Source organism: Rheinheimera tangshanensis (genome assembly GCF_014645135.1).
GTDB lineage: Bacteria > Pseudomonadota > Gammaproteobacteria > Enterobacterales > Alteromonadaceae > Pararheinheimera > Pararheinheimera tangshanensis.
This window is the reverse complement of the sequence record NZ_BMLH01000001.1, coordinates 280,023-293,804: the sequence shown is the minus strand read 5'-3', so window position 1 is coordinate 293,804 and position 13,782 is coordinate 280,023. Positions and strand designations below refer to the sequence as shown.

11 protein-coding genes are annotated in these 13,782 nt (G+C 46.9%); 3 read left to right on the top strand and 8 right to left on the bottom strand.

Features of this window, described 5'->3' with window-relative positions:
* Positions 1-107: 107 nt before the first annotated feature.
* From tdh to IEW88_RS01295, 3 genes are all read right to left on the bottom strand, one after another.
* Positions 108-1,133 carry an L-threonine 3-dehydrogenase gene (tdh, locus tag IEW88_RS01305; RefSeq protein ID WP_229670223.1) on the bottom strand — a complete coding sequence of 342 codons (1,026 nt, stop codon included), beginning with the start codon at positions 1,131-1,133 and terminating at the stop codon, positions 108-110.
* Positions 1,134-1,140: 7 nt separating this feature from the next.
* Positions 1,141-2,337: a glycine C-acetyltransferase gene (locus IEW88_RS01300; protein WP_147903034.1), complete on the bottom strand. Its 1,197-nt coding sequence runs from the start codon at positions 2,335-2,337 to the stop codon at positions 1,141-1,143.
* Between the two features lie 130 nt (positions 2,338-2,467).
* Positions 2,468-3,136: a TetR/AcrR family transcriptional regulator gene (locus IEW88_RS01295; RefSeq protein WP_147903035.1), complete on the bottom strand. Its 669-nt coding sequence runs from the start codon at positions 3,134-3,136 to the stop codon at positions 2,468-2,470.
* Between the two features lie 228 nt (positions 3,137-3,364).
* Between IEW88_RS01295 and coaD the strand changes: the two genes are divergently transcribed.
* Both coaD and IEW88_RS01285 read left to right on the top strand, forming a co-directional pair.
* Positions 3,365-3,850: a pantetheine-phosphate adenylyltransferase gene (gene coaD / locus IEW88_RS01290; RefSeq protein WP_053423823.1), complete on the top strand. Its 486-nt coding sequence runs from the start codon at positions 3,365-3,367 to the stop codon at positions 3,848-3,850.
* Positions 3,851-3,874: 24 nt separating this feature from the next.
* Positions 3,875-5,290, top strand: coding sequence for a capsule assembly Wzi family protein (locus tag IEW88_RS01285; RefSeq protein WP_147903036.1), 1,416 nt, complete (start codon positions 3,875-3,877; stop codon positions 5,288-5,290).
* 43 nt (positions 5,291-5,333) lie between these two features.
* Here IEW88_RS01285 and IEW88_RS01280 read toward each other — a convergent pair whose 3' ends face one another.
* From IEW88_RS01280 to nagK, 5 genes are read right to left on the bottom strand one after another with little or no spacing between them, the layout of a single operon-like run.
* On the bottom strand, positions 5,334-6,425 hold the full coding sequence (locus IEW88_RS01280; protein WP_147903037.1) for an acyltransferase family protein: 1,092 nt from the start codon (positions 6,423-6,425) through the stop codon (positions 5,334-5,336).
* Positions 6,425-7,729, bottom strand: a complete 1,305-nt coding sequence (gene nagP, locus IEW88_RS01275) for an N-acetylglucosamine MFS transporter NagP (RefSeq protein ID WP_221411349.1) — start codon at positions 7,727-7,729, stop codon at positions 6,425-6,427. Before nagP ends, IEW88_RS01280 begins: the two co-directional genes overlap by 1 nt.
* A gap of 50 nt (positions 7,730-7,779) precedes the next feature.
* On the bottom strand, positions 7,780-8,898 hold the full coding sequence (nagA, locus tag IEW88_RS01270) for an N-acetylglucosamine-6-phosphate deacetylase (RefSeq protein ID WP_147903038.1): 1,119 nt from the start codon (positions 8,896-8,898) through the stop codon (positions 7,780-7,782).
* Positions 8,899-8,908: 10 nt separating this feature from the next.
* Positions 8,909-9,907: a glucosamine-6-phosphate deaminase NagB-II gene (gene nagB-II / locus IEW88_RS01265; protein WP_147903039.1), complete on the bottom strand. Its 999-nt coding sequence runs from the start codon at positions 9,905-9,907 to the stop codon at positions 8,909-8,911.
* Between the two features lie 36 nt (positions 9,908-9,943).
* Positions 9,944-10,852, bottom strand: a complete 909-nt coding sequence (gene nagK / locus IEW88_RS01260; protein WP_147903040.1) for an N-acetylglucosamine kinase — start codon at positions 10,850-10,852, stop codon at positions 9,944-9,946.
* A gap of 350 nt (positions 10,853-11,202) precedes the next feature.
* Here nagK and IEW88_RS01255 point away from each other — a divergent pair, with 350 nt between their 5' ends.
* On the top strand, positions 11,203-13,770 hold the full coding sequence (locus tag IEW88_RS01255) for a beta-N-acetylhexosaminidase (RefSeq protein WP_147903041.1): 2,568 nt from the start codon (positions 11,203-11,205) through the stop codon (positions 13,768-13,770).
* Positions 13,771-13,782 lie beyond the last annotated feature (12 nt).

Sequence of the window (13,782 nt, the reverse complement as noted above, 5' to 3'; positions counted from 1 at the left end):
AGTTCAGATAAGAATGATTATCAAATGATAACAGATCGCATTTAGACTGCCAAGCGGGAAACAGAGGAGAGATAGAGGGGCAGAGCCAAAGCTCTGCCCTTATAAAATTACCAGTTCAGGATCACTTTGCCGGATTGGCCTGAGCACATGATCTCAAAACCTTCCTTGTAGTTTTCCATTGGCATTTCGTGGGTAACAATTGGGCTTAAATCTAAGCCGGACTGAATTAAGCTGGCCATTTTGTACCAGGTTTCAAACATTTCACGGCCATAAATACCTTTGATCACCAGGCCTTTGAAAATCACCTTGTTCCAGTCCACAGCCATATCTGAAGGTGGAATGCCCAGCATGGCAATTTTACCGCCGTGATTGATGGTGTCTAACATGCCACGAAAGGCTGAAGGCACACCGGACATTTCCAGACCTACGTCAAAACCTTCGGTCATGCCCAGCTCTTTCATCACGTCTTTTAAATCTTCTTTGCTGACGTCTACAGCACGGGTTGCACCCATTTTACGCGCCAACTCTAAGCGGTATGGATTGACGTCTGTAATGACGATATGGCGGGCACCAACATGGCGGGCAACAGCCACAGCCATAATGCCGATAGGGCCAGCGCCAGTGATCAGTACGTCTTCGCCTACTAAGTCAAAAGACAAAGCAGTGTGCACTGCGTTACCGAACGGGTCGAAGATAGCAGCGATATTATCCGGAATATTGTCCGGAATTTTAAAGACGTTAAAAGCCGGAATAGACAGGTATTCAGCAAAAGAGCCTTCACGGTTGACACCTACGCCTATGGTGTTGCGGCATAAATGTACACGACCGGCGCGGCAGTTACGGCAGAAACCACAAACTAAATGGCCTTCACCTGAGACGCGATCGCCTTTGGCAAAACCCCGGACTTCGGAGCCCATGTCCACTACTTCACCGACATATTCGTGACCTACCACCATGCCATGAGGAATAGTTTTTTGTGCCCATTCATCCCATTTGTAGATATGCACGTCTGTGCCACAAATAGCGGTTTTTTTGATTTTAATCAGCACATCATTCGGGCCTACTTTTGGCATCTCCACTTCGGTTTGCCAAATGCCCGGTTCTGCTTTTAATTTTGCTAATGCTTTCATCATGGCGTCCTCAGGCAATTACGCCCATTTCTTTACCAATACGGATAAAGGCGCTGATGGCTTTATCCAAATGTTCTTTACTATGTGCAGCCGAAATTTGAGTGCGGATACGCGCCTGATCTTTTGGCACTACAGGGAAAGAGAAACCCACCACATAAATGCCTTCAGCGAGCATACGACGCGCCATTTCAGCGGCCACTTTGGCATCGCCTAACATCACAGGAATAATTGCGTGATCTTTGCCTGCCAGGGTAAAACCTGCAGCTGACATCTTCTCGCGAAAATAACTGACGTTGTCCCATAATTTAGCGCGCAGTGCATCACCATTGGCCAGTAAATCCAGCACTTTGATAGAAGCGGTAACTATAGAAGGCGCTAAAGAGTTGGAGAACAAATAAGGGCGTGAACGCTGACGTAACCACTCAATCACTTCTTTTTTACCAGAGGTGTAACCACCGGAAGCGCCACCTAAAGCTTTGCCTAAAGTACCGGTGATAATATCGACACGGTCCAGTACGTCACAGTATTCGTGGGTGCCGCGGCCATTTTTACCAACAAATCCTACAGCGTGGCTGTCATCTACCATCACCAGTGCATTGTATTTGTCGGCTAAATCACAAATGGATTTTAAATCGGCAATCACGCCATCCATCGAAAATACGCCGTCTGTCGCTATCAGTTTAAAACGGGCGCCATCGGCGTCTGCTTGTTTTAACTGGGCTTCTAATTCGGCCATATCGTTATTGGCATAACGGTAGCGTTTGGCTTTGCATAAACGCACGCCATCGATAATAGAGGCATGGTTTAACGCATCGGAGATCACCGCATCTTCAGCACCTAAAATGGTTTCGAATAAACCACCATTGGCATCAAAACAGGAGGAGTACAAAATGGTGTCTTCAGTGCCTAAAAAGCCGCTGATTTTTTGTTCCAGTTCTTTGTGAATATCCTGAGTACCACAGATAAAACGTACAGAGGCCACACCAAAACCGTGAGAATCCAGGCCTTGTTGCGCGGCTTTAATAAGGTCCAGGTTATTGGCTAAACCTAAGTAGTTATTGGCGCAGAAATTCAGTACTTGCTCATGACCTACAGTCACGGCGGCTTGTTGCTGGGAGCTTATCACTCGTTCAGCTTTGTACAGGCCCTGCACTTTTACGTCTTCTATTTGTTGTTGTAAGTGTGCAAGGAAAGGAGTCGTTCGCATAACTGTCTCCAAAAGAGGCTGAGGGACTTGGTAAAAACCGCCGTATTGTAATCACTATACCAAGGCGATGCAGCGCTTTTCTGTCAGAAAAGGCTGCAGATCGGATTAGTTGCGTAGCAAATAGTTGCCACTAGGACGATTCAAGGGTTTGTTCACCTGACAAGGACTGATAATGCTGCTGCAGTTTTTCTATGCGCGGCATAGCCTGGGCAGTGGCGTAAGGTTTGAATAATAGTAAGACCTTTAACACCCCGAGGTAGGCCTGCTCTTTATTCATAGTGCTTTGTGGCTTTTGGGTTTTTAAGTAACTGATCCAGAAAGTCACGACCAGTTTGATGGTATGGGCAAAATTTGCCATGTCAGCGTCATCTATTGCTATGACATCGGCTTTCTTTAACGCAGTTAACACTGAAATTACTTTTGCCAATACAGCTTTTTGTACTGTTAAGTAATCCTGCTGCAGGGCCGGATCACGTGACAAAATGTCTGGCAAATTGGCGTAAAAAAAGTGGAAACGCCACATCAGCTCAAATACCACATCCAGATATTGGGCTAACGAGTCCAACGCTTCAGAAGGCTGACTCGGCGGCTGTAACCTGTTTTCCAGCAACTTGGCATATTCACGGAAAATATTCCGCACTATGTCTTCTTTATTGCGAAAGTGGTAATACAGATTGCCCGGACTAATGCCCAAATGCGCTGCTATATGATTGGTGGTGATACAACGTTCACCCTGCTGATTAAATAACTCGATACTGGCTTGCAGTATCTTATCTTTGGTTCGTAGCTTCTTGTCCATCCGCGTATTTCTTTTTTTATTTATTTTTTATTAATTTGCTATAGTAACGCCAATTCGATTAAAAACTCTAGTCTGGTATACCCTTCTTAGTTGAAGCTGCAGCTTTGTTGACTGCGTGCTCTGGCCCAGTCACATAGGATCACTATGCTCACGGGGGCTCGCGCATTTGTCGCCTCGCTGTAACGCCAGTTATTTTGGGTATAAAAAAGCAGGGATGACCACAAAACAATGAAAACTAAAGCAATTTATCCCGGTACTTTTGATCCATTAACCAATGGTCACAGCGACTTAGTACAACGGGCTGCACGTTTATTTGATCAGGTGATAGTAGCGGTCGCATCCAATCCCAGCAAACAACCTTTATTTAGTCTGGCTGAGCGGGTGCAACTGGCAGAACAGTGTTTTACCGATCTTCCGAATGTGACCGTAGTTGGATTTTCAGGCTTGCTGGCTGATTTTGCCAAACAGAACCAGGCTCAGGTGTTATTGCGTGGTGTGCGGGCCGTGGCTGATTTTGAATATGAGTTCCAACTGGCCAGCATGAACCGTCAGTTAAATCCGGATCTAGACAGTTTGTTTATGACCCCTTCAGAAAAAAATACCTTTATCTCTTCCACTTTAGTGAAAGAAGTTGCCCGCCATGGCGGTGATATCAGCCGTTTTGTCGCTTCTCATGTGGAACTTGCGTTAAAACAGAAATTCACTGCGGTTTAGTTAAAAACACGGATTTTAGTCGTCATGAAAAAACTTCAGTTCAGTGCCCTTAGTCTGGCCTTATTTACTCTATCCGCTCAGGCCACGCCCTGGATGGATACGCAGGACAACTACCTGCGTCAGTCGCTACAAACCTTGTCTCATGCAGGTTTAATCAGTGGTCCTGTCAATACCTATCCACTGATGTGGAAGAACATTGCCAAAGACCTGGCTAAAGTCCCTAATCGTCGTTATAGCGAAGAAGTTAAATTTGCGCTGGCCCATGTGCGCAAAGCATTAAATGTTAATGAAAGCGACAAAACGGCCGGCATTAAACTCAAAGCCAACTCGGAAGAAATGGGTATTCAGAGTTTTGGTGAAGCTTATTCAGAAAAAGCCAGTGTCACAGTATTCAGCGAATTTCAGAATGACATCTTTGCAGGTCGCTCAGAGGTACATTATCGCAAATTACATGACGGCAGCACGGAACAGGAACTCACTTACGACAACAGCTATTTAGCCGCTTTACTGGGAAACTGGGTGCTGTCTGTAGACCAGGTCAGTACATGGTGGGGTCCTGGTCAACAAAGTGCGTTGCTACAAAGCAATAATGCCAGACCTCTGCCTTCTGTGCGTTTAAGTCGTCATGGCTGGGATGCGATAGATTTGCCAGTGCTGAACTGGTTAGGACCATGGAGTTTTACCACCTTTCTTGGTTTAGGTGAGCATCAAAGTCCAGTCAGCCAAACCCGCTACTGGGGTGGACGTTTTAACTTCAGGCCTACGGCAAGTTTGGAGCTGGGTGTATCCAGAGTTAGTCAGTGGGGCGGCCAGGGAAAAAATAATGGCTTTGGCGACTGGTGGGACATGGTGGTCAATAAAGATGAAGCCAGTGCTAACTCCGATCAAAGGGCTGCTATAGACGCAAGTTATCACTTTAATCTGTTGAACCAGCCTCTGACTGCTTACGTCGAGCTGGCTGATGACGATAACGCCGAAGACTTGCCAGACAATCCTTTATTACTGGCAGGGATACGCAGTTATTGGGGCAACAGCTCAGGCATTCATACCGTCAATATGGAGTACTCAGACACCTATATTGATTGTCCCGATTCAGTCATTAAAGGTGATTGCGCATATCAGGGCGAGTTATATCCTCAAGGTTACAGCAGATACGGTCGGGTGATTGGCAGTGGTTATGGCAAAGATGCCAGGGTATTAAGTGCCGGTTATCATTACCAGACTTATGACGGTATTAGTTGGTCAGGCCATCTGTATCTGGCGAATTATTATGATACGGCTGGCAACAGTGAACAAAGCTGGCAGGCGAAAGCTGAACACAGACGGCCATTTTTTAATGGCTTATTGAGCCTGCAGCTGCGTTATCTGGATCAATCGCCATTACTGCCTGAAGGCGCGGACGAAGTAGCTGCAGCCACCACCTGGGAATACAGATTCTAACGAATTCGGCTCAGAGTAAAATGGGGTCATACGACCCCATCATTTACAGCTTTATCACTATATTGCGTTTATACAGCAGCAACGACAGATACCAAAACCCTATCACGTGCAGCACAGCAAACACAAAAGATGCCAGTTTTGCAGGGAAAATCATAGCTAACTGCTCAAAGCCCCACTGATACAGCGATACTGAACCTGCCTCAGCGGGAATCAAGATCAGCTGGCCAATCAGCACGGCCCAAAGCCAGGACAAGATATAAATAAATAGCGGATTAGTCCCATACACTTTTAAAGGTTCTGCCAGAGCAGTCCAGCCTTTGATATCAATACCCCAGACCAGAATAGCCAATAGCAACAAAATTAAACCACTGCTCAACGCCAGATAACTGCCAGACCATAAGGCTTTATTGACCGGCCAAAGTAGTTGCCAAAACATAGCTAAAATCACAAAAGCGAGCCCGGATAACAACAATAACCGTAACGCTTCATTGTGTTGCTTGCCCTGCAAAAATGAAGCTGTCGCAAAACCTATCAACACAGCCACAATACAAGGCAAAGTGCTTAACAGGCCTTCAGGATCAAAAGCCACACCAAACCCCTGATACAGATGTGCAGCACCAAAAATGGCCAGATCCCATTGCCGTACCAGATTGTGCTCCAGACTATAAGGTTGCTCCCCTCCACCCACGACTAAAGCCAGCCAATACAACAACACCAAAGCAAAAGCAATAAAAGGCAAAGAACTGCGTTTGACACTTAACACCAATAACGCAGCACACCAGTAAGCCAAACCTATACGCTGCAACACGCCGGGTAAACGCAGCTCCGTCAGCTCAACACTAAAAGGCACATAATTCAGCAGCACACCAATGCCAATCAGCTTTAAAGCCCGGCTGCTGACGCGCCAGAAACTTTGCTTAGAAAACACTGTGGTTTTCAGCGAATAAAACATCGCTGCGCCCACCACAAATAAAAAGGTAGGGAACACAATGTCAGCGAAGGTAAAACCGTCCCAGGGCGCATGCAACAGCGGACTATAGACATGCTGCCATGACCCTGGCGTATTCACCAGGATCATTAAAGCTATGGCTAAACCCCGTAAAGCATCCAGCGCATAAAAACGTGGGGCTGACATCAGGAGTTGTTCCAACTCGTTAACTTATGGCCTTTGATGGCATAAAACAGGATAAAGGCATAACAAGGCAACATCACCAGATAAGCCCCCTGCTGCCCAAGGCCTGTGCTGCTGGCAAGTCCCCAGAACAGCGGGCCAAAAGCGCCACCTGCAATGCCCATAATTAACAAAGCTGAACCTATACTGGTTAAAGCTCCCAGGCCGGATAAGGCCAGAGGCCAAACCGCAGGCCAGACGATGGCATTGGCTAAACCAAGAATAGCGATAAATAACAAAGTATCGGGTAAGGCGGTGCCACCAAATGGCACTAATAAAGTGTTGGCAATCAGATAAGAGCTGCTATCGCCTAACACTATAGCCAGTGTCAGCGCCAGGCCTAACACCGCAGAAACAGCCAAGGCCTTTTGTTGTGACAACACCCGAGGGATCAAGACGATGCCTAAGATATAACCCAGCACCATACAGGCCATGGTATAAGAGGTCATCACAGTGTAGCGTTCAACCCCAAGCGATAAAGCGAATAAACCTATGGTATCGCCAGCTATCACTTCGACAGCCACATAAACAAATAAAGACAATACACCCAACACCAGCGCGGGCTTTGCCAGTACAGCTTTTAGCTGGTCGATACCAGTGCCGGTATCAGACTCTTTTTCCAACTCAGGCAAAGGTGAATACTTCACAGCCAAAGCAAGTAAAGCTAAAAATACCGCCAGCCCAAGATAAGGCAACACCAGACTGGCCGCCATAGCGTCAATTTGTTCAGCATTCAGCACTGTTCCCACTGGTGCAGTAAAACCGCTGACAATCAAAGCGGTAAAAACTAAGGGTGCAACAACACCAGCGGTTTTATTCAGGATACCCATAATGCTGATACGCACTGCCGCCGTCTCTTCCGGGCCTATTTTCACCACGTAAGGGTTCACAGCGGTTTGCAATAAGGTTTGACCCGCACCAATCACCAACTGAGCCAGCAGGAATAAACCAAAGGTCTGAGTTTGTGCGGCAGGAATATATAAAAGCCCTGCCAGCATCATCACCACCATGCCCAAAGCCATACCATTTTTGTAGCCGACCCTTCGGATCAGCCAGGCCGATGGCAAAGCCGTAAAAGTCACGGCTATATAAAATGAAAACACCACCAGTGATGCCTGTAAAGGGGTTAGTTGCAGCATCTGCTTTAAATACGGCATCAAAGAGCCATTCAGCCAGGTGGCAAAACCCAGCACAAAAAACAGCATGGCCACTATAGCCATGGGCACAATACTGCTGCGCACCTTAGGAGTATCAACTGTCATTTCCATAATTCCTTCCTGTTGCTTTAATAATTATTATGTTGAATTTATTGGATATTTTACTGTTCGATAAAAGGGTAACCTGCCAGCCAGCACTGCTGTACCAGGCCGTTGTCATTCAACAACACCAGGTCGGCTTTGGCTCCCACCTTAATTTGTCCACGCTCAGCGCTGATACCTAAAAACTCAGCCGGATACAAAGACGCCATACGCACAGCTTCCGAAAGCTCAAGGCCAAGCTCCTCCACGGCATAACACACCGCACTGGCCATATCGAGCACTGAACCCGCCAGGTTGCCGTTTAAGTTGGTTAACTTGTTACCATCCCGAATCACTTTGCCATCAAAAAAATCAAACTCGGTTTGATTGGTGCCAACAGGTGACATAGCGTCTGTGACAATAAGCAGTTTACCTCTGGGTTTGGCCGCCAACGCCACTTTTACTGCCAGTGGGTGCACATGCAAACCATCTAAAATGACGCCACACCAACTATGTGGATCGGCAAGTGCAGCCCCTACTACGCCGGGTTCACGCGAGGTTAAAGGTGACATCGCATTGTATAAGTGAGTAAAACCTGTAGCTCCAGCAGCCAAAGCAGCCTGTGCTGTGGCTGCGTCCGCATTGCTATGGCCTAAACAGACAATGACATTGGCTTTGACTAGCTCTTTAATTTGTTCAGGGCTGATAGTTTCAGGCGCCACTGTGACCAGCTTGATACCAAGATCGGTGCGTTTATAAATGGCTAACTCAGCTTCGGATAAAGGGCGGATAAAGTTCTGCGGATGCACACCCTTTTTGGGTACGGACAAATGTGGGCCTTCGAAGTGCACACCTATAATACCGGGTTCTTTGGTGGCAATAGCCTGAGCTATCACAGCAGCGGCTTGCTGCATCACGGCCACAGAGTCAGTGATCACTGTAGGTAATAAAGCCGTGCTGCCAAACTGCGCATGGGCTTTGACCATAGTACGCAGCGCTTCAATACTGGTATCAGTGTTAAATAAAGCACCACCACCACCATTGACCTGCACATCAATAAAACCGGGCACCAGCGAGCCTGGCAGAACCGGACCAGCGGCTGGTTGAATCGAATCAATATGACCCGCTTCAATAGTCAAAGTTACATTCTGTTGCCAGTTTTGACCGTCAAACAGCCGTGCTACTGAAATCTGTTGCATCAGAACCTCGTCAGACCGTTTTAGTGACTTTATTCAGGCCTGGAGGCGCATCCGGATTGACGCCACGGCTACGAGCCACAGCCTCAACATCCAGATAAAAACGCTGCAACAGAGCCAGTGGTAATACCCGTGGATTCGATAACAAGTCAGCGTGATGCAAATGCACAATACGGGCACCGCGGCTGCGCACTTCGGCAATTTGCGCCTGATGCGCGGCATTGGCTTCGTCCGCAATGCTGACATCAACGATAGCGAACTGATCTTTGACTAAAGTCACAGGACCATGCAGGAACTCAGCGCTGGAAAAGGCTTCGGCGTGAATACCGCAGACTTCTTTGAGTTTCAGCGCAATTTCGCGGCTAATCGCATAACCAGGGCCACGACCTAACACCACTAAATGCTCAACACCTTGCAATGACTGTGCAGTGAGCTGAGCTGGCAATTCAATAGCGCGTTCAAGTAATTCTGGCAGGCTAATCACCGCATCCTGCAACTGGCTATTGCCAGACCAGGCCGCGACCAGCTGTAGTACAGCGCTTAAGGTCGCAAGGTAACTTTTGGTGGCAGCTACTGCTTTTTCAGCACCAACATTCAATGGAATAATCTGATCGGCTTGTGCAGCTAAAGGCGAGCTTTCATCATTGACCAAGGCAACCACTAAAGCCCCAGCTGCTTTGGCCATCGCCACCTGAGCCAGAATATCCGGGCTGCGGCCTGATTGTGAAATGACCAGCACCAATGCACCTGTTAAATCCAGTTGCTTGTTGTACACGCTGGCAATAGAAGGTGCTGCGGCTGCAACAGGTAAACCTATTTCAATTTCAATAAGATACTTGGCAAATACACCGGCGTGATCAGAGGAACCGCGACCGACCATATAGACATAACGCGGTTGCTTTTGCTTGATAAGCGCTACTATCTCAGCAATACGACTGGCATTGGCAGCTAATTGTTCGCGGATCCGGCTTGGTGCTTCTGCAGCTTCCTGCGCCATAATGGTTCGGGTCATCTTGATAGTACTCACAGCTAGTAGTTAACAAACAGATTAAGAAATTCGTTGAGCTTTTTGCTGACGTTGTTTAGCAAACCAGACGGCGCCAAATTCAGGAGCAGCCAAAGCTGGTGTCACTTTTTGCTGCACCTCTGAAGCCAGATAAGGCTGTAACTTATGCGCCAGACCACCAATCAAGGACAAACGGGGTGGATTAATACTTAATAAACGCTGGGCTATCGCACTGATATGAGCCGCCGCTTGCTGCACTATTTGCTGAGCCAGCAGATCACCCTGCTCTGCAGCAGTAAATACCAGAGGCGCATATTTGGCATAAGTGGTTGGAGTGGCATGCATAAAAAAATCAACCAAAGCCAAGGTTTGACTGAGCTTTAATTCACTGCATAACAAATCGGTTAATAAAGTCTGTGGGCCTAACAAGTCTTTGGCTAACAGCACATGGTGTACCATCTGCAAGCCTATCCAGGCGCCACTGCCGTTATCACCATAAGGGAAGCCATGGCCGCCGACCTCAATCAATTGACCTTTGACATCAGCTAAACCGCATGAGCCGGTTCCGGCAATAATGACGGCACCGTCGCCGCCCTGATGAGCACCAATACAGGCCACATGCAAATCGCTGGTTAAATGTAATTCCTGAAACGGATGCTGCCATTCGGAGAAAATACGATAGTACTCAGGCATATTGACGCCAGCTAAGCCTGCACCAACAATCAGTTTGGACATATCTTTAAACGCCATGCCAGCGCAAGTCAGAGCCTGCTGAGTAGCAGCAAGAATAGAGTCAGTTGCGACCTTCATGCCACGTAATGGATTCGCAGGGCCAGATAAGCCCTCGCCTATGACCTGATTGTCTTCTGTAACTATGATTACCCGGCATTTACTGCCGCCACCATCTACACCTAAATAAAATGGGCCATCATAGCCTACTGCTGTAGTCATCCTACCAACCTCATTGCATTGTCCGCTGGTCAGCATTAATCCAGTCTGATTATGCTTCCACCTGTTTCAGCCCATTATTTCATCAAAAACCGAATTGACAGCGTTGTCATTTTTTCAATTCAGCATATAATAATTTTGACAAATAACAAGACCCTTGTTTAAAAATCGAACTTAATTTTTCAGAATACATGAAAAATAAATTAAATTTACATTTAAAATCAAACAATTAAATAACAATCACCTTGTAGTCGCGCTCTGCCACCTTATGCCTGGACAGGCCTTCAGTGAGCAAAGCGGTTTATCAGGGAATAACATGCAGTACAGTGTACCGCTGTTCTGGGGAGCGTGCGATGAAGTATTTTCTACTACTATGGCTTTGTATCAGTTACTTATTGAGCGGACAAGTTCAAGCCTTTACTCAGTCCGAGTTAGCCGAGTTTGCAAAAAACACTGAATTAAAATTTGCAGTCAATACTAATTTTACTTCAGCCACAGTGCACAAACCTCAGGCTGAATTTGTAATGCGGAATAACTCATCTGTGGCTCTTGGTGCTGGTGCCGGCAACTGGGTCGTGTATTTTCATGCCATTAGAAAACTGGATACGAAGGTCCAAAAAGGACTAAGGCTGCAGCATCTGCAAGGTGACTTACATAGTGTGACGCCAGCAACAGATTTTAAAGGCTTAAAACCGGGCGAGCAGCTGAATTTTACCTTTTCCCCTTCTTCTTCTTTAGTCAGTTACAGCGACTGGATGCCGCGGGCTTTTATTACTGCAAAAGGTTTAACGCCTGAAATCTTTGCCAATACAGATACAGAAGATTTCAGTCGTTTTGTCGAACCTTATACTCAACCAGAACAATTACAACGTTTTAATCAGCCGGGGCCCGATTTATACCCAATAGCCACCAGTCAAAGCCGTTTTGTACTTAATCAACAGCAGCTGTCCGCCTTTGAAAAGCCGGAGCAATTGTCCATAGTGCCACGTCCACAACAGATCAGTTACCAGCGCGGACAAACTAAACTCAATGCAGACTGGCAAATCTATCACAGTGGCCGCTTAACCTCTGAAGCCAGTTATTTACAGCAGCAGTTACAACAGATCACAGGCTTATCACTGGCCTTAACGACACAAAGGCCAGCGAAAAATCAGCCCCATATAGCTTTAGGGATTTCAAAGAACGAAGACAAAGCCGAAGGGTATCAGTTGGTGATCCACGATGAGCAAATTGCCTTAAATGGCAATGATAATGCAGGTACGTTTTATGCCGTGCAAAGCTTATTGGCTCTGCTGCCGGTTACAGGCGAGCGCACTGTGTTACCCAATCTGACGCTCAGGGATTGGCCACGTTTTAGCTGGCGTGGATTGCATTATGATATGGCGCGCAACTTCCATGGCAAAGAAGTCACCTTGCGGATAATTGATCAACTGGCGCGCTACAAACTGAATAAACTGCATCTGCATTTAACCGAAGATGAAGGCTGGCGCATTGAAATCCCTGGCTTGCCCGAATTAACCCAAATTGGCGCAAAACGCTGTTTTGATTTATCCGAACGCAATTGCCTGCTGACTCAGCTCGGTACAGGTCCTTTTCCATCAGGCAACGGCAATGGTTATTACAGCACAACCGACTTTATTGAAATTCTAAAATATGCCGCAGTTCGTCATATTGAGATCATCCCGGAAATAGATATGCCGGGTCACGCCAGAGCAGCAGTAAAAGCCATGCAGGCTCGTTATCTGACACTAAAAGAACAAGGTAAAGACGCTGAAGCGACACAGTATTTGTTATCCGATCCTTTGGATCAATCGAACTACATCACAGTGCAAAACTATACAGACAATTCGATCAATGTCTGTTTACCCTCTACTTACGCTTTTGTTGATAAAGTGATGTATGAACTGCAGCAAATGTACCGTCAGGCAGGATTAAAACTCAGCACTTTCCATATGGGCGGTGATGAAACGGGAGCAGGCTCATGGACAGCCTCTGTGGCCTGCCAGCAGCTAATAGCAACACCAGACAGCGGAGTTGCCGGAGTTGCAGATTTAAAACCTTATTTTGTAGCGAAAGTGGCACAGCTGGCAGCAAACCGACAACTGATTTTAGGTGGCTGGGAAGACGGTTTAATGTACGACGCCAAAAATCCCTTTAATCGTAAGCAGTTTGCCAATGAAAAAGTCTATGCCAATGTCTGGGACAATATCTGGGAATGGGGTGTCGCCGACAGAGCTTATCGTTTAGCCAACGCCGGTTATCAGGTAGTGTTATCCCACGGTACTCATTTGTATTTTGACCATCCTTACGAAGCCCACCCGGAAGAACGTGGTTATTATTGGGCGGCCCGCTTCACTGATGTCGCCAAAGTATTTGGTTATATGCCAGATGATTTATACGCCAATGCTGATAAAACCCGTGAGGGTAAAGTGATTGACGATCTGGAAACTTTGTTAGGTAAAGAGTTACCTGCCTTAGAAAAACCGGAGAATATTCTTGGGATCCAGGGGCAAGTCTGGAGCGAAACTATTCGTACCCCAGAGCAACTGGAAAAGATGCTGTATCCACGTTTGTTAGCTCTGGCAGAGCGGGCCTGGTACAAAGCAGAGTGGGAAGGTGCAAAGCCAGACACAGAAAAACGCCAGCAAGACTGGCAACGTTTTGGCTGGACCTTAACGCAAAAGGAATTACCACGTTTAGCCGAAGCTGGTGTGGCTTTGTATCTGCCGCCACCAGGAGCAGTGCTACAAGACGGCTTATTACTGGCAAACAGCGCCTGGCCCGGTTTAACTATCGAATACAGTGAAGATCAGGGCCAAAGCTGGTTACCTTACTCAGAGGCGGTAAAAGTCAGCAGTAATTTATTACTGCGGACTAAAGCCAAAAATGGCGCAACCAGCAGAGTCACTCAGCTGGATTAACAACCAGCATCA